This is a genomic window from Pseudarcicella hirudinis (genome assembly GCF_900115665.1).
GTDB classification, from domain to species: Bacteria; Bacteroidota; Bacteroidia; order Cytophagales; family Spirosomataceae; genus Pseudarcicella; species Pseudarcicella hirudinis.
The window spans coordinates 1-20,425 of sequence record NZ_FOXH01000015.1 but is presented as its reverse complement, the minus strand read 5'-3'; the positions used below and the strand labels follow the sequence as shown (position 1 = coordinate 20,425).

22 protein-coding genes and 2 rRNA genes are annotated in these 20,425 nt (G+C 37.8%); 9 read left to right on the top strand and 15 right to left on the bottom strand.

Annotation, left to right across the window (positions count from 1 at the left end; translation table 11 throughout):
• Positions 1 to 75 precede the first annotated feature (75 nt).
• The 3 genes from nagA to BM179_RS20315 all read left to right on the top strand — a co-directional run bounded on the left by nagA (position 76) and on the right by BM179_RS20315 (position 2,913).
• Positions 76 to 1,194 carry an N-acetylglucosamine-6-phosphate deacetylase gene (gene nagA, locus BM179_RS20325; RefSeq protein WP_092019008.1) on the top strand — a complete coding sequence of 373 codons (1,119 nt, stop codon included), beginning with the start codon at positions 76 to 78 and terminating at the stop codon, positions 1,192 to 1,194.
• A gap of 82 nt (positions 1,195 to 1,276) precedes the next feature.
• Positions 1,277 to 2,422: a methionine aminotransferase gene (locus tag BM179_RS20320; RefSeq protein ID WP_092019007.1), complete on the top strand. Its 1,146-nt coding sequence runs from the start codon at positions 1,277 to 1,279 to the stop codon at positions 2,420 to 2,422.
• Positions 2,423 to 2,529: 107 nt separating this feature from the next.
• A complete protein-coding gene (locus BM179_RS20315) occupies positions 2,530 to 2,913 on the top strand; it encodes a hypothetical protein (protein WP_092019006.1) in 384 nt (127 codons plus the stop codon).
• A 56-nt stretch (positions 2,914 to 2,969) separates the two neighbouring features.
• Here the strand turns inward: BM179_RS20315 and BM179_RS20310 are convergent, their stop codons facing one another.
• The 9 genes from BM179_RS20310 to BM179_RS20270 all read right to left on the bottom strand — a co-directional run bounded on the left by BM179_RS20310 (position 2,970) and on the right by BM179_RS20270 (position 9,545).
• Positions 2,970 to 3,308 (bottom strand): phage holin family protein, encoded by a 339-nt coding sequence (locus tag BM179_RS20310; protein ID WP_310586964.1) that lies wholly within the window; start codon positions 3,306 to 3,308, stop codon positions 2,970 to 2,972.
• A gap of 26 nt (positions 3,309 to 3,334) precedes the next feature.
• The gene (hisIE, locus tag BM179_RS20305) at positions 3,335 to 3,928 is read right to left on the bottom strand and encodes a bifunctional phosphoribosyl-AMP cyclohydrolase/phosphoribosyl-ATP diphosphatase HisIE (protein WP_092019005.1); all 594 of its coding nucleotides are present in this window, start codon (positions 3,926 to 3,928) and stop codon (positions 3,335 to 3,337) included.
• Between the two features lie 60 nt (positions 3,929 to 3,988).
• The gene (hisF, locus tag BM179_RS20300) at positions 3,989 to 4,744 is read right to left on the bottom strand and encodes an imidazole glycerol phosphate synthase subunit HisF (protein WP_092019004.1); all 756 of its coding nucleotides are present in this window, start codon (positions 4,742 to 4,744) and stop codon (positions 3,989 to 3,991) included.
• A 43-nt stretch (positions 4,745 to 4,787) separates the two neighbouring features.
• Positions 4,788 to 5,510, bottom strand: coding sequence for a 1-(5-phosphoribosyl)-5-[(5-phosphoribosylamino)methylideneamino]imidazole-4-carboxamide isomerase (hisA, locus tag BM179_RS20295; RefSeq protein WP_092019003.1), 723 nt, complete (start codon positions 5,508 to 5,510; stop codon positions 4,788 to 4,790).
• A gap of 79 nt (positions 5,511 to 5,589) precedes the next feature.
• Positions 5,590 to 6,174 (bottom strand): imidazole glycerol phosphate synthase subunit HisH, encoded by a 585-nt coding sequence (hisH, locus tag BM179_RS20290; RefSeq protein ID WP_092019002.1) that lies wholly within the window; start codon positions 6,172 to 6,174, stop codon positions 5,590 to 5,592.
• A gap of 267 nt (positions 6,175 to 6,441) precedes the next feature.
• Complete coding sequence (locus BM179_RS20285) at positions 6,442 to 7,389, bottom strand: DUF72 domain-containing protein (RefSeq protein WP_310586962.1); 948 nt, start codon at positions 7,387 to 7,389, stop codon at positions 6,442 to 6,444.
• A gap of 23 nt (positions 7,390 to 7,412) precedes the next feature.
• Positions 7,413 to 8,480 (bottom strand): dual-specificity RNA methyltransferase RlmN, encoded by a 1,068-nt coding sequence (gene rlmN / locus BM179_RS20280; RefSeq protein ID WP_092019121.1) that lies wholly within the window; start codon positions 8,478 to 8,480, stop codon positions 7,413 to 7,415.
• Positions 8,481 to 8,501: 21 nt separating this feature from the next.
• Positions 8,502 to 9,011, bottom strand: a complete 510-nt coding sequence (locus BM179_RS20275) for a CvpA family protein (protein ID WP_092019001.1) — start codon at positions 9,009 to 9,011, stop codon at positions 8,502 to 8,504.
• Positions 9,012 to 9,095: 84 nt separating this feature from the next.
• Positions 9,096 to 9,545 (bottom strand): GatB/YqeY domain-containing protein, encoded by a 450-nt coding sequence (locus tag BM179_RS20270; RefSeq protein WP_092019000.1) that lies wholly within the window; start codon positions 9,543 to 9,545, stop codon positions 9,096 to 9,098.
• 177 nt (positions 9,546 to 9,722) lie between these two features.
• Here BM179_RS20270 and BM179_RS20265 point away from each other — a divergent pair, with 177 nt between their 5' ends.
• Positions 9,723 to 10,448, top strand: coding sequence for a pyridoxine 5'-phosphate synthase (locus tag BM179_RS20265; protein ID WP_092018999.1), 726 nt, complete (start codon positions 9,723 to 9,725; stop codon positions 10,446 to 10,448).
• 364 nt (positions 10,449 to 10,812) lie between these two features.
• Here BM179_RS20265 and BM179_RS20260 read toward each other — a convergent pair whose 3' ends face one another.
• Positions 10,813 to 11,184: a hypothetical protein gene (locus tag BM179_RS20260; protein ID WP_092018998.1), complete on the bottom strand. Its 372-nt coding sequence runs from the start codon at positions 11,182 to 11,184 to the stop codon at positions 10,813 to 10,815.
• Positions 11,185 to 11,496: 312 nt separating this feature from the next.
• On the opposite strand from BM179_RS20260, the gene BM179_RS20255 reads away from it, so the two are divergent.
• A complete protein-coding gene (locus tag BM179_RS20255; protein WP_092018997.1) occupies positions 11,497 to 12,705 on the top strand; it encodes an acetyl-CoA C-acetyltransferase in 1,209 nt (402 codons plus the stop codon).
• Between the two features lie 101 nt (positions 12,706 to 12,806).
• Here the strand turns inward: BM179_RS20255 and BM179_RS20250 are convergent, their stop codons facing one another.
• The gene (locus tag BM179_RS20250) at positions 12,807 to 14,969 is read right to left on the bottom strand and encodes a glycoside hydrolase family 31 protein (RefSeq protein WP_092018996.1); all 2,163 of its coding nucleotides are present in this window, start codon (positions 14,967 to 14,969) and stop codon (positions 12,807 to 12,809) included.
• A 404-nt stretch (positions 14,970 to 15,373) separates the two neighbouring features.
• Between BM179_RS20250 and BM179_RS20245 the strand changes: the two genes are divergently transcribed.
• The 4 genes from BM179_RS20245 to pnuC all read left to right on the top strand — a co-directional run bounded on the left by BM179_RS20245 (position 15,374) and on the right by pnuC (position 17,532).
• Positions 15,374 to 15,973 (top strand): RNA polymerase sigma factor, encoded by a 600-nt coding sequence (locus tag BM179_RS20245; protein ID WP_092018995.1) that lies wholly within the window; start codon positions 15,374 to 15,376, stop codon positions 15,971 to 15,973.
• Between the two features lie 79 nt (positions 15,974 to 16,052).
• Positions 16,053 to 16,202, top strand: coding sequence for a hypothetical protein (locus BM179_RS25715; RefSeq protein ID WP_229632995.1), 150 nt, complete (start codon positions 16,053 to 16,055; stop codon positions 16,200 to 16,202).
• Positions 16,203 to 16,270: 68 nt separating this feature from the next.
• The gene (gene nth, locus BM179_RS20235) at positions 16,271 to 16,936 is read left to right on the top strand and encodes an endonuclease III (protein WP_092019120.1); all 666 of its coding nucleotides are present in this window, start codon (positions 16,271 to 16,273) and stop codon (positions 16,934 to 16,936) included.
• Positions 16,937 to 16,941: 5 nt separating this feature from the next.
• Entirely contained in the window at positions 16,942 to 17,532 is a 591-nt protein-coding gene (pnuC, locus tag BM179_RS20230) for a nicotinamide riboside transporter PnuC (protein WP_092018993.1), read from the top strand.
• Here the strand turns inward: pnuC and BM179_RS20225 are convergent.
• The 4 genes from BM179_RS20225 to BM179_RS20210 all read right to left on the bottom strand — a co-directional run.
• Positions 17,529 to 18,047 (bottom strand): NUDIX domain-containing protein, encoded by a 519-nt coding sequence (locus BM179_RS20225; protein WP_092018992.1) that lies wholly within the window; start codon positions 18,045 to 18,047, stop codon positions 17,529 to 17,531. The genes pnuC and BM179_RS20225 overlap by 4 nt on opposite strands.
• 36 nt (positions 18,048 to 18,083) lie before the next feature.
• A complete protein-coding gene (locus BM179_RS20220; RefSeq protein ID WP_092018991.1) occupies positions 18,084 to 19,643 on the bottom strand; it encodes a GH3 auxin-responsive promoter family protein in 1,560 nt (519 codons plus the stop codon).
• Between the two features lie 465 nt (positions 19,644 to 20,108).
• Positions 20,109 to 20,220 (bottom strand): 5S ribosomal RNA (rrf, locus tag BM179_RS20215).
• Positions 20,221 to 20,327: 107 nt separating this feature from the next.
• Positions 20,328 to 20,425 (bottom strand): 23S ribosomal RNA (locus BM179_RS20210); the annotation flags it as partial.

Genomic DNA, 20,425 nt, shown 5'->3' with positions numbered 1-20,425 from the left:
AAAAGGATAAGGTTTCCATACTTCTTCATTAAATTTATCAGGAAAAACAATCAACTAACGTTTCAGATATCTCACATGCAGGCGCTCAAAAACGGCAAAATATTCAGTTCGGATCAGATACATCAGCAAAAAGCAGTTTTAACGGAAGGGAATAAAATCATTGGAATTATTGATGAAAATGAGATTCCTTCCCATGCGGAAATCATAGATTTAAAAGGACTTTCCGTCTCTCCCTCTTTTATCGATTTGCAGGTATATGGCGGGGGCGGAAGCCTTTTCTCAAGTAAACCAACAGAGGATTCTATTGAGAAAACATATATTCAGCATCGCAAAACCGGAACTTCTCATTTTCAGATTACGCTTAACTGTTCCCCGACAGAAATGATGTGGGAAGCCATTGAATCTTGTAAAAATTATCAGAAATCCGGAAAAAAAGGCTTACTGGGTTTACATTTGGAAGGCCCGTTCTTTAATCCTGTAAAAAAAGGGGCACATATTGAGTCATTTATTCAAAAACCAACCGAGGCTTTTATTCAACAGATTTTAGAGGCAACAGAAGGACTGAATACTTATATGACCATCGCTCCTGAAATGTTTACTGATGCTGCCTTGAAATTGCTGTTGGATAGTCCGGTTAAATTATCCGCCGGGCATTCTAATGCTACTTATTATCAGGCAAAAGAAGCTTTCAGTAAAGGAATCAAAAGAGTTACCCACCTTTTCAACGCCATGTCGCCATACCAAAGCCGGGAATTAGGACTGGTTGGTGCAGCATACGATTCTGATGTTTGGGCTAGTATTATTGCCGATGGCTTTCATTGTGATTTTCCGGCTGTCAGAGTTTCCAAAAAAATTAAAGGAGATAAACTATTTCTTATCACCGATGCTGTAACGGAAGATACTTCCGGAGATTATAAATTTACCTTAGCTAACGGTAAATTTGTAGATAGTAAGGGAACACTTTCAGGTTCTGCCCTTTCTATGATTGAAGCCATTCAGAATTGTGTGGAAAAAGCAGGTATTTCCCTGGAAGAATCGCTGAAAATGGCTTCCGCTTATCCCGCTCAGGTTGCTTCAGTTGATCATGAATTAGGGAAAATTGCACCCGATTATCTGGCTTATTTAGTATTATTTACCGACGACTTTCAGGTGAAAGGGCTGATGGAAAATGGTGTTTTGGAATGGTTTGATTAATACATTTTAAAACATCTGTAATTTTGCTTACTCAAAAAATAATTTAGTCTATAGATTCAATTTTGAATCAAAGGTTTTTACCATGAAAATCCAGTCAAAGCAGCCCGATACCGGAACCACCATTTTCACAGTAATGTCTAAACTTGCCGGCGACTATGGTGCGCTGAATCTTTCTCAGGGATTTCCGAGTTTCAATTGTTCCGAGAAACTTACGGATCTGGTTGCTTTTTATCTGAAAAAAGGCATGAATCAATATGCTCCAATGGCCGGGATTCAACCTTTGAGGGAAATCATTTCTCAGAAAACTTTTGAACTTTACGGGGTAAATTATCATCCTGATTCTGAAATAACTATTGTCTCAGGAGCTACAGAAGCTCTTTATGCAGCAGTTACCACAATTGTACATGAAGGAGATGAGGTAATTTTACTGGAACCTTGTTATGATTCTTACACACCTGCCATTACGCTGAACGGAGGTATTCCTGTTTATATCACACTTTCCCCTGAAAATGCCTACAAGATTGACTGGGAGCTTGTAAAATCGAAAATTTCTGAAAAGACCCGACTGATAATGCTCAATACCCCTCATAATCCAACCGGAACAGTTATGAGCAGGGAAGATCTCAATCAACTGGCTGAAATTGTAAAAGACACGGATATTTTTATCATTGGTGATGAAGTTTATGAACATATCATTTTTGATGAGCATGAACACTGGTCTCTTCTGAGAAATCCGGTTCTGAAAGAACGGAGCTTTATCTGTAATTCCTTTGGCAAAACCTTTCATGTTACCGGATGGAAAGTAGGATACTGCCTTGCACCCAAACAATTAACGGAAGAATTCAGGAAAGTTCACCAATGGCTTACTTTTTCAACCGTCACTCCAATTCAGTATGCTTTGGCTGACTTTTTGAAAGACCCTGACAATTATCTTTCCATTCCTAAATTTTATCAGGATAAACGGGACAAGTTTCTCGACTGTATTAAGGGCTCCAGATTCTCATATACTCCTGCGCAGGGAAGTTTCTTCCAATGCCTTAATTACCAGAACATTACCAATGAAAATGATTTTAATCTGGCAGTTCGGCTTACAAAAGAAATCGGCGTAGCCTCTATTCCTGTTTCCGTATTTTATCATCAGAAAAACGATTTTAAAATTCTTCGTTTCTGTTTTGCCAAAGACGATGAAACCCTGGAAAAAGCCGGGGAGCAGTTATTGAAATTATAGTTTTTCCATGGAAATTCCGGAGGACGTTTTTCAGATATTTTGATACCTTATTTCCAGGAATTTGTTGCTACAGGTTTCTGACGTAAATTCGTGAAAAATTACAAATCATGAAATACATTCAATATTTATTCCTCTCCTTGCTATTTTGTATATCCTCTTGTACAAAAAAACCTAAATTAGAGGGATTTGATCTGGAGAAGTGGCAAGCCGATAAAGGTGGCTGCAAAGGAGACAGAGTACAAATGATTGAGCAGCTGAAAGCCTTGAAACAAGAGTTGAAAGGAGTGAGTTCAAACGATATGGAAGATTATCTGGGCAAACCTGACATACAACAGCTGGCCGACCGAAATCAGGAATATTATGTCTATTTTCTTGACAAAGGAACCCACTGCGAAGACATTAAAAAACATTCTGATGCCCCGACAATTGCAATTCGTTTCAGCGCAATGGGACTGGCCACAGAAGTAACTTTTCAAAAAGGCACACCATAAAAGAATCCGGTAAATGTAGCATTTCCACTGCTTTTACCGGATTTCTTCTTCAAATCTTAATCAAAAAACCATCCCAGGATAGTAGAAACCAAGGAAATTCCGAAACTAAATAACAATGGGGGGATAAAACCGTGAACGGTAAAACCTTGTACGAAATACGAAACTACATATACCAGCACTACGTTAATCACCAGTAAAAATAGTCCCAATGTCAGAATTGTAATAGGAAAGCTCAGCAATTTCAATACCGGTTTAATGAAGGTATTCAGAAAACCCATTGCCAGAGCAACCAGTAATGAAGTAGTAAAGGAATCAACTGCAATTCCCTGAATGTACTTTGCCAATACCATAATGGCCACGGCAATAAGCAGATAGCGAATAATAAAGTTAATCATAGTTTAGTATTTAGTTGTTAGAGCTGTTATTTATGTCTCGCACGGAGTACATCAATGATTTCATCAAAATCAATTCCTCTTTGTTCCAATAGCACCAGATAATGGAAAAGCAAATCTGAAGCCTCCTCTTTAAACAAAGTATCATTATTATCCATTGCTTCAATTACCAGTTCCACTGCTTCCTCTCCAACTTTCTGAGCAATTTTATTGGTTCCTTTCTGAAAAAGGCTTGCTGTATATGATTTTTCAGAAGGGTTATTTTTCCGGTCACGAATTACTCTTTTTAAGTGATTCAACCAGGCGGCTTTCCCCTGGTTGCTTTCATTAAAGCAGGTATCTGCTCCGGTATGACAGGTTGGTCCGGCAGGATTTACCTTAATTAAAAGTGTGTCATCATCACAATCTTTCAATATCTCAACGACATGCAGAAAATTATCAGAAGTTTCTCCTTTTGTCCAGAGCCTTTGTTTTGAGCGGCTAAAAAAAGTAACCACTCCTTCTTTCTCCGTTTTTTCAAGTGATTCCTGATTCATATAACCCAGCATCAATACTTTGTCTGTCAGGGCATCCTGAATAATGGCGGGAATGAGTCCATCCTGTTTATTAAAATCTAATTCCATGATCTCTTTAAAGCTATTTTATTCTTTTCTTTATTTTCTACTCGTCAATCAGGCCATTGACTACAGCCGGATAGAAATTCCCTTTTCTTTCAGGTATTTTTTTAATTCAATAATATCGATTTCCTTAAAATGGAAAATACTGGCAGCCAGTCCGGCATCAGCTTTACCATCGGTAAAAACATCATAAAAATGTTCCATACTTCCTGCACCGCCAGAAGCGATAATGGGAATGGAAGAATTGTCCGAAATTTCGGACGTCAGTATATTCGCAAAACCAGCTTTTGTTCCGTCGGTATCCATCGAAGTCAAAAGTATTTCTCCGGCCCCACGGTCTTCTACTTCTTTTGCCCATTGAATTGTCCGAAAATCAGTAGGTTTTCTGCCTCCGTGTGTATGTACAATATGCTCTCCTCCCACAAAACGTGTATCGATTGCAACGATAATACATTGAGATCCGAACTGCAATGCAAGTTCATTAATCAAGGCCGGATTTCTTACGGCAGAAGAATTAACAGACACTTTATCAGCACCGGCATTTAAAAGTGCCGAAACATCTGCGACAGAAGATATTCCTCCTCCAACCGTAAAAGGGATATTCACATTCCGGGCCACATTTCTGACTAAATCAACCAATGTTTTTCTGTTATCAACTGTAGCCGTAATATCCAGAAACACTAATTCATCAGCTCCCTGTTCTGCATAAACTGCTCCTAATTCTACCGGATCTCCAGCATCTCTCAGATTTACAAAATTAGTTCCTTTTACCGTTCTTCCGTCTTTAATATCCAGACAAGGAATAATTCTTTTTGCTAACATTTTTATACTTTTTACGATATACTGAAGTATTAAATTAAAGAAGCTATTTATAAAAGTCTGCCAGTTGCTTTAACGTAACCCTTCCTTCATAAATCGCTTTCCCGACAATCACTCCGAAAATATTCATTTCGTTGAGTTTAATAATATCATCCATTACCGAAACGCCTCCACTGGCAATGATATGAAGCATTGGAAACTTTTCCTGAAGTCTGGCATACAGATCAAAACTCGGGCCTTGTAAAAGTCCGTCCTTGGCCACATCAGTAGAAATGGTATATTTTGCACCTTTCTCAATATATTCTCCGACAAAATCGTAAACAGATTTCTCTGTAGCTTCTTCCCAGCCTGAAATTGCTATTTTCTCATCACGGGCATCAGCACCAAGAATAATTTTTTCCCCTCCGTAATTTTTCAGCCATTCTTCAAAAAGTACAGGATTCTTAACAGCTACACTTCCCCCTGTTACCTGACGTGCCCCACATTCAAAGGCAATTTTTATCATTTCATCAGACTGCACACCTCCGCCAAAATCAATAAGCAAATTAGTGTGGGAGGCAATTGTTTCCAGCACTTTGTGATTAACAATACGTTTTTGCTTAGCTCCGTCTAAATCCACTAAATGCAAGCGCTGAATCCCTGAATCTTCGAAAGATTTGGCCACTTCCAAAGGATTCTCATTATAAGTCTTTTTCTGAGAATAATCTCCCTGGGTCAAACGAACACATTTCCCGTCAATCAGGTCTATAGCTGGTATAATTTGTATCATGGGTTTATTTTAATTTTCAGGCAAAAATTAAAGACATTTACATTTTATTCAATCAAATGTCTTTTAATCATGCTTTAACTCAAAGTCTTAAAAAATTATTCAAAATGGCTGCTCCTTCTTTGCCACTGATTTCTGCATGGAATTGTGCGGCATAAAAATTGTCTTTATGAAGCATGGCGGAAAAAGGTTGTACGTAATCGCATTCCGCAATGGTATAATCACTTAGTTCCGCATAATAACTATGTACAAAATACATATAGCTTTGCTCGGTCAATCCTGCTGTCAGTTCGCTTTTGAAATTGTAAATATTATTCCAGCCTACATGCGGGACTTTGAACGATGATGAGTCGAATCGTTTAACATTGATGTCAAATATCCCCATGCAATCGGTATTATTCTCTTCTGAATGTTTACACATTAATTGCATTCCCACACAGGTTCCCAAAACCGGTTGTTTGAGCCCTGGAATTACTTTATCTAGGCCTTTTTCTTTTAAATAAGCCATTGCGGTACTTGCCTCGCCTACGCCCGGAAAGATTACCTTATCAGCTGAGCAGATTTCATTTTCGTCATCTGTCCATAGATAATTTACTCCAAGCCGGTCAAGTGCATACATTACCGACTGAACATTTCCTGCGTTGTATTTGATAATTACGGTCTTCATTTAATCAATTTTGAAAGGAAGAATGAACAGAACCTGCATTTCAATAATCAAATCGGTTATTTGTTCATTCAAAATTGAAAAAGCCTGATCCTTTACAGGAATCAGGCTTTTAGATATTGTTGAATGTTTTGTGTCTTGTTAAAATCCGGCACAATATTCATCAGCCCTTTCCTATTCGGAAATTACGTGGTGATGGATATGATGTGTGCCTGAATAAATCATGTTGCAAAAGTAATGTTTTTCAATGATTTGCAAAATTGTTGTGTACTAAAATAGCGATAATTGATCTGTTTTTGGAAAAAAGACAGGTTCTTTAAGTGACAATTGCAATTCAGCATTTAGCTTTTTTATCCAGTAATGGCACAATTCCGGAGCCAGAATATTATCACTGATATGAACAAAAATATAAATATCCTGAAGCCCTTCAGCAACCCATTGCTTTAATCTGTGAATCCATGCATCAATTCTGTCATAATCAGACTCATGATCATTACCAACCCAACGTAACATGATTGATGAATTTGAAAGTCCCTGATGAACAACATCCCGGCGCCCGGCAACATCCGTGATAACCGTTCCCATATCAAGAGATTGCAGCATAAGGAGTGTTTCCTCCCAGATTCTGTCATTTTTAAACCAGTCTTCATGACGAAACTCAACAGAAACAGGTAATCTGGCAGGAAGAGCCCTCAGAAATTTTTCTAATTCAGGAAATTGCCTCGGGGAAAAAAACGGAGAAAGCTGAAGAAATGAACTTCCCAGTTTACCACCCAGATCAAGAACTCTCTCACAAAATTCTCCGGTTTCAGGATCTGCATTTCTTAATTTTTTATCATGAGAAATAATCTGAGGAAATTTCGGACAGAATTTAAAGCCATCTGCTGTTTGTGTATTCCATTTAAGAATATCTGATTCCGTTGGGATTCTGTAATGGGTAAGATTTAACTCTATCGTATTAAATTGCCTGGCATAATGTGAAAGAAAATCAGGAGATTTTGCATTCCCCGGGTAAATCTTCCCTTTCCATTCAGTAATCGACCATTCGGGACAACCTACATACACATTAGGTTTCCACTCATTTTCTGAATGAACTTGCTCATTTCGACTTTTCACTTCAGATAATACTCTTGCATTAAGAGAATTGTCTGATTTTAATGCAAAATCTATTGTTTTCAGATTTTCTTTCGGAACTCTACCAAACTCCATATTTTCCATTTTTGTAAGCAGTTCAAAACTACTTACTCAGCTATTTCTTCTTTCTTTTTTCCGGCTAATTGTCCACAGGCAGCATCAATGTCCTTCCCTCTCGAACGGCGAACATTTACAATCATTCCTTTTTCCTCCAAAAATCCGGCAAACTTATCTAAGGTTTGAGGATCCGTATTTGTAAAATTTGCTTCAGAAATAGGATTGTATTCTATAATATTGACTTTACAAGGAAATTGTTTCGCAAACTTCCAGAGCTCTTTCGCATCTTCCAGGGAGTCGTTGAAGCGATAAAAAACTATATATTCTAAGGTAATCCTATTCCCCGTTTTCTTATAAAAATATTGCAAAGACTCCTTCAATGCCTCCAATGTATTTGATTCGTTGATCGGCATGATGGTATTCCTCTTTTCATCATTTGCAGCATGCAAAGACAAAGCAAGATTGAATTTCACTTCATCGTCACCAAGCTTTTTAATCATTTTGGCAATTCCGGCGGTAGAAACAGTAATACGTTTCGGTGACATTCCCAGTCCTTCTGAAGAAGTTATATACTCTACTGATTCCAGAACATTGGCATAATTAAGTAAAGGCTCTCCCATTCCCATATACACGATATTAGTCAGAGGAGTCTGATAATGACTTTCAGCCTGTTCCTTTATTCTTACAACCTGATCATAAATTTCGGCAGCGTCAAGATTCCTTTTGCGATCCATGTATCCTGTAGCACAGAACTTACAGGTAAGAGAACAGCCAACCTGCGAGGAAACACAGGCCGTCATACGATCATCCGCCGGAATTAATACCCCTTCTACCAGGTTTTCATCAAATAGTCTGAATGAAGATTTGATTGTTTTATCAGAACTTACCTGTTTTTCTGAAACCTTTACAGCCCGTATTTCGAAATGTTCTTCCAATAACTCTCTGGTTTTCTTAGAAAGGTTTGTCATTTCTTCGAAACTCTGTACAGACTTTTTCCAAAGCCATTCATAAACCTGTTTAGCCCTGAAACCTTGCTCACCTTTTTCAACCAAAAAGTCTTTCAGTTGAGAGATTGACAATTTTCTAATGTCCTTTTTATTTACAGCCACTGCTTCCATCTTCATTTTTGATATACTTAATTACTGCCTTAAGCGGTCTATCTGCTTTGGCACAATATCTATTGCTTTTTCTATTATTCCGGGGGCAAGAGGTTTTATTAAAGGATAAAGAAAGGTTCCTTTTGTATCCTCAACGGGAATCCTGATTCCTATTGAAGTAATGAGCCAAATAAAGATACTGATGCCGAACGACCAGGTAAAAGCCCCGACAATGGCTCCTGCGAAACTATCAAAACTTCCTAAGACAGTATATTTAATAGATCTTCTTAACAACCACCCCAACTTGTTAATAAGAAACACAATCGGGAAAAAAACTGCCCCAAAACCTATGTAAGGCATGATTCGCTCAGTCAACCGATTATTCATATAAGGAGAAACCCAATCGGTAGCATAACCCAGGGCTCTAAAACCGATGATTACCGAAATGATAAAAGCGGCGATAGAGATAACTTCAATAATTATGCCTCTCTGGTAACCGATAAAGCCACCCCATAAAATTGGCAATAGGATCAGAATATCAATGAGTTTCATTTACTTTATTTTGAATAATTGAACGGGAACCTGTTCTGAAAGAACGCTTTATTTTCCATTCAATTATTCTATATTTTGCTCATTTTATTGCAAAAGACTTTTTACCGTTGCTGAGATTGCTTTTCCATCAGCCAGACCTGCAAGTTCCTTAGTTGCAACTCCCATTACTTTGCCCATATCTGAAGGAGCAGAAGCTCCGGTTTTAGCAATAATTTCAGCAATCTTCGCTTTCAATTCATCTTCAGAAAGCTGCTTTGGAAGGTACTCTTCAATTACCGATAACTCTGCCTGCTCTTTTTCAGCCAAATCACTTCTGTTCTGAGCCAAAAAGACTTCCAGCGAATCTTTACGCTGCTTGGCTGCTTTCATCAATAATTTCATTTCAACATCTGAAGAAAGCTCTCCTGAATTTGCTCCTGAAGTCTCTTCTAATAAAATTAACGATTTAATTGCGCGTAATGCTCGTAAACGATCCTGATCTTTAGCTCTCATAGCATCTTTAATGCTATTTTCGATATTGGTTTTAAGCGACATGGTTTTCTTTTTTGAATTTTGAATGAACGAATGACAGAATATTGAGGTTTTTTAACTGCATAAATTCTGCCATTGCGGTATATTTGTGAACATACATTATAACAAATACGTTCGTTTTACAAAATTACGAAACTATTATTCATACATTATATAATTCTCAATTCTATCGCAGAAAAGATGACTAAATTAAGTGTAAATATCAATAAAATAGCTACTCTCAGAAACTCAAGAGGCGGAGATAACCCAAATGTCGTTAAAGTGGCCATTGATTGTGAACGTTTTGGTGCAGAGGGTATTACAGTGCATCCAAGGCCGGATGAAAGACATATCCGTTATCAGGATGTGTATGATCTGAAAGAGATTGTTACAACAGAATTCAATATTGAAGGAAATCCTTCTGAAAGAAAGTTTGTAGAACTGGTTCTGGCTAATAAGCCCACTCAGGTTACCTTAGTTCCGGATGCACTCGGAGCCATTACTTCCAATGCCGGCTGGGATACCATTACACACAAAAGCCTTTTGATTGATCTGATCTCTGAATTTAAAGAAGCAGGAATCCGTACCTCAATTTTTGTTGATCCGGATTTAAAAATGGTTGAAGGTGCCAAAGAAACAGGAACAGACAGAATCGAACTCTATACTGAACCTTATGCGGAAGGATATACTAAAAACCGTGAATCAGCGATAAAGGACTTTGTTCTGGCCGCCGGACGTGCAAATGAATTAGGGCTTGGTCTTAATGCAGGCCACGACTTAAGCCTGGAAAATCTGAGATACTTTCAGCAAAATATCCCCAACCTTCTTGAAGTTTCGATCGGACATGCTTTAATCTGCGATTCTATCTATCTGGGACTGGAAAATACTATTCAGTTATACCTGCGTGAAACCAAAGCTAAAATTTAGATTTTAACGATAATACTCCAGAAATAGGTTGAAAAATGATGAGAATTTGATTTTTAAGCGAAGTAAAATGTAAATAGTGTATTTTTTACATTCTTTTTTTTGACTTAATACATAATTTTATTCGCTTGTAAAAATTATCAAAAAAAACAATGATTGTCTTTCGTTAATTAATGTACATACAGATAACTTTACCAGCATAAATACCAACCACAGTTTCAAGACTCAGTTTTGGTAACGAACTTCTGTAAGTTTTGAAACGAAAGAATAATTATCTCCTGACTGAAGGATCTTCGTTTATTTCAGTTTCAAAGTGGCGGCTTTGACTCTGATTTATCAAGTTCAGTCAGGATTTTTTATATCTTCACTACATTTCTTTCTCGCCTTCAAGCTCTTGTCCCTGCACCAGAATTTTCAACCCTGTCACATCACTTCCATTTTTTCTTAAGAAAATAACTTTTGCTTCAAAAGCAGTCAACAAAAACTCATCTCCTTCTTTTTCACGGGTAAGTGGTGCCTCCTGCGGATATTCTTTAGATTGAATTGTCAATTGTCCATCCTTAAAACTGATTTTCACTTTTTCAACATAAGGATTTGCCGCCATTTTAAAAGAACCATAATAATCTTTGAAAGCTAAAGAATCTGCAGCTATTTTAACAGAAGGACTGACACCGGAATTTGCTTTGGCAAGACAAACAGACAACAAAAGAAAGATAAAGAGGAAAACATTTTTTTTCATGGTTGTTCAATATTTAATTGTTTTAGAAATAAAAAAGGTATCTGAAATGTTAAACTTTTCATAAAAACAGCAACTCACCAATTTCCGGAAAATCGAATAATTTTGAACGATTTGAACATTATTTTTCCGTAAAAACAAAATCTCTAAGACCCTGTATTTGAGAAAATAATAAGAATACTTCAAATTAAAAGTAAAAATATTCTAAAATTTTCAATTAACAGTATGCTTGCATAATAATTTTATATAAATTTGCATGATTGATTTGGAATCATTGAACGATCTGTATCACTTAGAAAAGACCTTTTTCGGATTATGAATGAAGCCTACATTTTTGATGCCGTAAGAACTCCCAGAGGGAGAGGTAAATCTGATGGTTCATTGCATGATATTGAACCCGTAAATCTTGCAGTTCAGGTATTAAAGCAACTTAAGGAAAGAAATCAATTCGATAGTTCTTTGATAGATGATGTCATATTAGGCTGTGTTACTCCGGTTGGGGAACAGGGTTCAGACATTGCCAGAACGGCTGTCCTTGCAGCAGGTTATTCTCAATCAGTGGCAGGAGTTCAGGTAAATCGGTTCTGTTCTTCCGGGCTTGAGGCAGTCAATATGGCTGCTGCCTATATCATGTCAGGTCAGGAAGATCTGCTCATTGCCGGAGGGATTGAATCAATGTCGAGAGTTCCGATGGGTTCAGACGGTGGTGCCATGATGATGAGTCCGCAATTAATTGCTCAGCATAAATTCGTTCCACAGGGAATTTCTGCAGATTTGATTGCAACAAAATACGGTTATTCAAGAACGGATGTGGATAGTTTTGCGGTAGAATCTCAAAGAAGAGCAGCTATTGCACATAAGGAAAATCGTTTTGCCAGATCAATGTTCAGCTTTAAAGATGAAATAGGCATCGATGTCCTGAATTTTGATGAAGGAATGCGTCCGGAAACATCTCTTGACACTTTGTCTAAATTAAAACCCTCATTTGAAATGATAGGTAAAATGGGAGGGCTGGATGAGCTGGCATTAATGAAATATCTTGAACTTACTGAAATTAATCATGTCCATCATGCAGGAAATTCTTCTCAGATTGTAGATGGGGCAGCTGGTATATTAATCGGTAACAAATCAGTTGGTGAAAAACTTGGCTTAAAACCAAGAGCCAAAATAAAAGCCTTCAGTGTTTGCGGCTCAGAGCCGACAATTATGCTTACAGGTCCGATTCCGGCGACTAAAAAAGTTTTGAGTCGGAATGGCATGAACGTGAATGACATCGATTTATTCGAAATAAATGAGGCTTTTGCTGCGATTCCCATGTTGTTTATGGATATTTTGGGAGTAGAGCATTCAAAAGTAAATGTTAACGGAGGAGCAATCGCCTTAGGTCATCCTCTCGGAGCAACAGGTGCCATTATTTTAATGACCTTGCTTGACGAGCTGGAGCGAAGTGGTAAAGGCACCGGCTTAGCAAGCCTTTGCATCGGTGGCGGAATGGGAATCGCTACAATAATTGAAAGAGTCTGACTAAATTCTATTTCATTTTTATAAAACAACAACTTCTTTTACAACAAACTTTAAATCCCGGCATAGCTTCAACTGAAGCTATGCCTTTTATTTTTCATTTATTAATTATCCTTAGTCATAAATGACCAGGAAACCTTTCCGATTGTATTTGGTTTTCCTGCTGCGGGAGCTGAGATTTTCCCGAAATATTTTCCATCGGCCTGCTTTTCTACTGTAACCTCTCTCCATGAATATTCTCCTTTTTCATAATTATAAGATTCCCCATCATCATCGTACAATTGGTACTTAGCATTTTTTTGTCCATAATACCTGATTTCCAGATCTACTTTTTCTCCGGCTTTAGGGGCATGTAATAAAGGAGGCATCATGGGTATAATTCCGCCATCTTTTACATAAACCGGAATATTTCCCAGATTTGAACCAACTGTAATTACTTCTCCATCTCCGGCAAATTTGCCGGTATAAAAATCAAACCATTTGCCTTTTGGCAGAACTACTTTTCTGGAGGTCTGTCCTGTAAAGAAAGGCGCAACCAAAAGATATTCACCTGCCATATACTGATCCTTTATTTCTTTAGAAACAGCTTCTTCGTACGGGTTTTCTTCGAGGTTTGAATTAGTCTTTTCTGTTTTATTTTCTATGAAAAAACCTGTTTCCAGATTCATTGCACGAAAAGGAGGGGTTCCTTCAAAGTGATATTTTGCAAATTCAGAGTACCAGTAAGGCATCATTTGCATTCTTAATAAGGCTACTTCCTTAACTTTATCTGCTACATCCGGAAAAGACCAGGGCTTGGTAGCACTTGCCCAGGCATTAATCATAGCCATAGGCGAAAAGCAAACCGTTTGCATTCTTCTCAGCCATTCTTCGGAGGTTTTGGAAGCCCTGACTTCAGGCGTCCATAAAACGCCGGAAAAACCACTGTTTATTAAGCCTGTAATAAAATCCTGATGGCTGTAATTATCATTGTAAATAACATATGGAAATGACACACCTCCGGCATTTGAAGCGCGAATCAAACCATATGTTCTTGAGTTTTTCTGATGAAAAAGCTCCGTGCTGTATTTCTGCATTAAGACACCATAAGTCTGTCTCATCTGTTCAGCACTAATTCCGGACGGAAATGTTGCCACATCCGGCCATAAATAAGAATCCCCGCCATCTACTTCATCTATCTTATATCCGCTGATGCCAATATCAATATGATCCTTTTTGAATTTTGAAAACAATATATCTCGCGCTTCAGGTTTTAACAGATCAGGAACTGCTCCGACCCAAACAGAGTGAGAGCCAGTAAAAGGGGCTATTTTAGGGTAAATTGAGGCCTCCGGGGAAACATAGGGGTTTGTCCAAAGATTAAGTCTCACTCCCATTTGTCCTAATTCTTTGACGAGCAGTGCAGGATTTGGGAAACGGGTATTGTCCCATTCAAAAGTGCAGGGATAAGATTTACTTTGCCAGCCGGGTTCTAATCCTATAAAATCAAGGGGAAAATGCTGATCAGCAAACGCTTGTGCCTCATTTTTCACTTGTTCCGCATTATACAATCTTTCAACTCTCTGCGTAAAACCAAGTCCCCATCTTGGTGGAAGACAGCCCCCTCCATTAAACAGGTTGAATCTTCTCACTACTTCCAGCGGACCAGGGCCACTGAAAACGTAAAATTCGACACCATTTGCAGGTATCAAAATTTCAACCGCATCAGAATATGGCCTGGCGCTCCAGTTTTTATCAGTATTACGATCCTGGATTTTCGGAGGATTTTTACTGTCTTTCCGAACAGCAGATCCGGCATAAACATCAAGATATCTTGCGGAATTAATGAAAATACCATATCCGTTAGAAGAAACAAAAAAAGGAACCGGAGCGTGGGTTCTGCCATTATCGGTATTTCCGTAATGGTCTGTGTGCAACCTCAAAATTCTTCCCCGCTGGTGGATTGTCTGGAAATTAAGACCAAATCCATAAATCTGTTCTCCTTTTTGTAAAGGAAATCTCAAATAAGTCTTCCCATCCTGTATATTGGCAAAAATCCCAGCTTTTGCAGAAACGAGTTCAGTCTTCTGCATTTTTTGTAAGGCGGCAATTTCAGGTTTCACCCCTGATGCACTTAGGAGGTTATAATTTTCAGGTTTGCCTACAGATACTTTCCACACGCCGTTGCCAACTTCTGTCCAGACAAGCTTCTCCTGTGCACTGACAGAATTATCAACGGAGATTCCAAATAAAACTAAAATACTTAAAGTAAAAGAACGAAATTTCATAGCCTTTTTAGAGTTGGGAGGATATTTTTCAACAATAAGTACGGGAGACAGTGATAATACTCAAATAATTGGTAGGATTATTGTTGATAAAATAGTGGAAAAGGCATAGTATATTAGAATGACTGAATAGCTATGCAAAGTAAATCCAAATAAACTATTGATTAAGCGGTACAAAACCGTGAAATATTCTGTATATTAACACAATACAGTTTCCACAAACGGTTATTGACTAAAATATATTGTTAATATTTGTTAATGTATGTTAAAAAAACTGGTAGTTTTTTTGGATTTTATTTCATTCTGCATAACTTTGAAATATCCTTTCAAGAAAACTACTAAAATAAAATCGCAATAGGAGGCACAATATGGTATAAAGCTTTACGTTAACTAAATAGATTATCACAATGGCAAAGACCCATGTTAACGACAGTGAGCTTATATCACTTTACATCAACGGTAATGAGCGTGCTTTTGAATCTCTTGTTTTAAGATACAAATCTAAAGTATATACTACCATATATCTGATTGTTAAAGACACTTATGTGGCGGAGGATTTGATGCAAGACACTTTCATCAAGGCAGTTGACGTTTTGCGCTCAGGCAAATACAACGAAGAAGGTAAATTTCTGCCTTGGGTTCTTAGAATCGCACATAACATGGCGATTGATTATTTCCGGCGTGATAAACGTTACCCTAATATCGTATTAGAAGACGGTAGCAGTGTTTTCAATACCTTTGATTTTGCTGAAGATTCTTACGAAGAACGCCAAATTCGAGAGGAAACACACGCTCATCTTCGAGATTTGATTAAACGCCTGCCTGATCAACAAAGAGAAGTGCTCGTAATGAGACACTATGAGGACATGAGCTTTCAGGAGATTGCTGATGCAACCGGCGTGAGTATCAACACGGCATTAGGAAGAATGCGTTATGCGTTAATTAATCTACGCAAAATGATGAGCAAACATTCTCCGAGCTATGATACAAACTTTTACACAAGATGACGTTATCCGTTATGTCTACGACGAAACAACGGAAGAAGAAAACAGTTTAATCCAGGACGGACTCGTCCACGATACTGAAATGTTAGAATTTTATCTTGACATGCTGGATGTGAAGGCAAGTCTTGATAAAAGTTACAGGGATCCTTCTCCCAAAAGTTTAGACGCCATTTTTGCGTATTCACGAAATTCAAGTACAAATCCAAAACGCCAGTCCGCATCTATAAAATAGATTCGGATTGGCGTTTTTTGTGGGTTTAATAGATGTTTTCCGTATTTTTGGGAAAATGCAATATTTTTATGCTCAAAAAAGAACGGTATCAGCTTCTGATTAAATACTTTACAGAAAACTTTCCGGTCGCAGAGACAGAATTAAACTATTCCAACCCGTATGAACTATTGGTTGCGGTAATTCTGTCTGCTCAATGCACTGATAAACGTATAAATCAGGTTACTCCGGCTTTATTCAAACGATTTCCAGACGCAGCATCTCTTTCCAAAGGAGAATTTGAGGAAGTATTTCAATACATCCGATCTGTTTCTTACCCCAACAACAAAGCCAAACATTTAATTGGCATGGCTAAAATGCTTGAACAGGATTTCAATTCTGAAGTTCCTTCTACCATTGAAGAACTACAGAAAATGCCAGGAGTTGGGCGTAAAACTGCTAATGTAATTGTTTCCGTAATTTATAATCAACCGGCTATGGCTGTGGATACACATGTTTTCAGGGTATCTCACCGGATTGGTTTGGTTGCTAAATCCGCCACAACGCCTCTGGCTGTTGAGAAGGAACTGATCAGGCATATTCCTGAAGAACTTGTTCCTGTAGCTCATCATTGGCTTATTTTACATGGCCGCTACATTTGCGTAGCCAGATCTCCTAAGTGTGCTGAATGTAAATTGACACATTTATGTAAGTTTTACGAAAAGAGTATTCCCAAAGTCCCGATTATAAAAAGTTAAGATTCATGCTAAATTTAATTGACTATCTTCAAAAGAATTGGCTTGAGGATTTAGGTATTTTAACCACTTTGATTTGTGTCTGGCTAAATACCAGACAAAATGTTTGGGGATGGTTTTGGGCAATTATTGCTTCCGGAATTTATGGAGTGATTTACTGGCAGTTTCAACTCTATTCCGATATGGAGTTGCAGGTAGTTTTTATTGCTATAAGTATTTACGGCTGGTATCAGTGGTTATTTGGAGGCGAGAAAAAAACGGAATTGACTGTAAGTAACTTACCTTCAAAATACTACATTCCCTGCATATCTGTATTACTTATATTTACTGCTTTTTCAGGTTTTATGCACGGTAAATATACAAATGCCAGCCTTCCTTATGTAGATTCATCCCTTACCGCAATAAGTTTAATTGCACAATGGATGATGGCAAAGAAATATGTTCAAAACTGGTTATTATGGATTACAGCAAATATAGGATACATTGGCATGTATTTCTTTAAACATCTGTATGGTACAAGTGTCCTCTATATTTTACTACTTATTCTGGCGATAATAGGGTACAGGGAATGGAAGAGTACAAAAGTATCAGTAAACTAACGTGTAAAGTCAATTATCTCATTAAAGATTCCTCTTTTTGCCTGCCATTCCTGAACCGCCTTCCCGGTTCCTAAAGGCCATGGTTTAATTTCAAAATCTTTCAATCTCTTATAATCCACCAACTCTTCGCTTAAGGTTATTTCTCCACTTGCTCTGACATAATAGGCTATAATTAACTGATTCATTCTGTGAAATTCGTACAGACCTACAAATTCTATAATTTCGCCATCAAGATTTAATTCTTCCTTTATTTCTCTTAAAATTCCTTCTGAGGGAGTTTCTCCTGCCTCAAGGAAGCCTGTAATTAAGGCATACCAGGTAGGTGGCCATGCTGCATTTCTTGCCAGAATAATCTCACCTTCATGCTCTACAATTGCTGCTACTACCGGTGTGGGATTATTCCAGAAAACATAACCACAATCTTCTTCATCCGGACAAAGAATCCTTTCTTTTCCATCTTTTTCCCTGGTAGTTAATGTCTTCCCGCATTGCGGGCAAAAATTCATCTTTGACATCTTATATATCGCAATTTCTTAAAGCAAAAGCATTGATCAGGCATGAACATTTTTGTCAGAATTAGAGATAAATCTCTGCCCGGAAACAACTGAAAGAATTTCCTCAATGTACTCACGGGTATTACTTAGTCTCGGGACCTTGTGTTGTCCGCCTAACTTGCCTCGTATCCGCATCCACTCATAAAATGTACCTTGCTCTACTATTTGGATTTTGGGCATTCTTAAAACCATATCATTGTATCGTTTGGCATCATAATCGGAATTATTTTCTCTTATTGTTTCATCCAATACCTTCCTGAAAACCTCTTCATCATCGGGCAGTTGAGAAAATTCAATAATCCATTCATGACAGCCATTTTCGCCCCCTTTCATATATTCAGGAGCAGCAGTATAATCGGTAATCTTGGCACCTGTTACCTCACAAGCTCTGGTAATAGCCTGTTCGGCATTCTCTATAATAACTTCTTCTCCAAAAGCATTTATAAAATGCTTTGTACGTCCGGAAATCTTAATTCTGTGAGGATATCTTGAGGTAAACCTTACGGTATCACCAATTTTATATCGCCATAATCCGGCATTGGTAGAAATGACTACTGCATAGTTTTTGCCTAACTCAACTTCATCTAGTGTTAATGCTTTCGGATTTTCAGATTCTATCTCGTCCATCGGAATAAATTCATAGAAAATTCCGTAGTCCAGCATTAACAATAACTCATCTTGCCTTGTAAGGTCATCCTGAATTCCAAAAAAGCCTTCTGAGGCATTATATATCTCAAGATAGCTGACACTATCAGAGGGAAATATTTTGTTCGTAAATAGCTCGCGATAAGGCTGAAATGCTACGGCACCATGAATAAAAAACTCAAAGTTTTCCCATACTTCCAGAATATTGGATTTCCCCGTTATTTCCAGAACTTTTTCAATAAGTACTAAAGTCCAGGTTGGTACACCCAGAATACTTGTCACATTCTCCTGAGCTGTCACCTCTGCCATTTTCTGGATCTTCTCTTCCCACACATCCATCAGAGCAACATCTAAAGATGGGGTTCTGATTAACTGGGCCCAGATCGGAAGGTTTTTCATTACTACTGCGGAAACATCTCCGGCAAAACTCTTGGCATTCAGGGAATTTGATGATAAACTTCCTCCGATTGACAAACCCTTCCCTTCAAAAACCTGTGTATTCGGTTTATTATTAGCCAAAAGAGTCATCATGTCTTTTCCTCCCATGAAATGACAGTCTTCAAGGGATTCTTTCGAAACAGGAATATATTTGCTTCTTGCGTTTGTAGTTCCGGAAGATTTTGAGAACCATTGAATTTCAGAATGCCACAGGACGTTCTCTTCGCCCTTCATCATTCTTTCTATATAAGGATAAAGGTCTTCATATGAAGAGATCGGGACTCTTTCCTGAAACTGTTTAATTGAAAATATACTTTGGTAATCGTATTTTTTCCCCCACAAAGTATACTTGGCATCATCTATCAATGACCAAAACATTTGCTCCTGAGCATCCATTGGTCGTTCCATGAACGACTGGATTCTGGGCAGACGCCTTTTCATAAGCCATATTAGTGTCTCATTGAGTAGAGTCATTTGTTCAGTAATTTAAAGGAAGCAGAGCATTTTTGGTTTATTTAACAAACATATAGTTTTATTCTGAATCATTCAACTGTTTTGTCAAATCCGGGCAGCCATATCCATAAAGAGTATGATCAGACATTCATTATCGCTTAATAATCTTCTGTTTGTACTCTTTTTAATAAACAAAACTATGACTGATGCTGTTCCTGAACAATCTAAAAGAAGTCTGAAGCTTCTTTATCCCGGAAATTAAAATATCACAAGTATTTCTCAAAATAAGAAAAATATTTCAGAATTAGAAATTATGAAGTCAGGGAAGGAATTTTTAGGAAAAGATAAAGAAAGGCAAATGGAGACAAATTCGGGGAGTGATTCTAACTGTTTCAGATCATCCTTCTGAACTTGCTGTTTACATGTAGTGGTATAAAAACAAATAAGCCTTGATAACAGTGTTGTTACCAAGGCTTGTTAATAATAATTTGGCACTTACTTACTTTCCCGCATTTGACTGCAGTATCATCAGCGGAACTGGGCTTAACTACTCTGTTCGAGATGGGAAGAGGTGAACACCAGTCCTATCGGTGCCATAAAGTCTTTCAGGTTTATTTTTTATCAACCTCATACTTAATGACTCTAAGGTTCTTTCTCTTGATATATTGTGAAAAATAGTAAACAATCTCCTAAGTAAAATTAAAAAAACAGGAAGCTTTCGGGTAATTAGTACTACTCGACTTTGACATTTCTGCCTTTACATCTGTAGCCTATCAACGTCGTCGTCTACAACGTCCCTCATG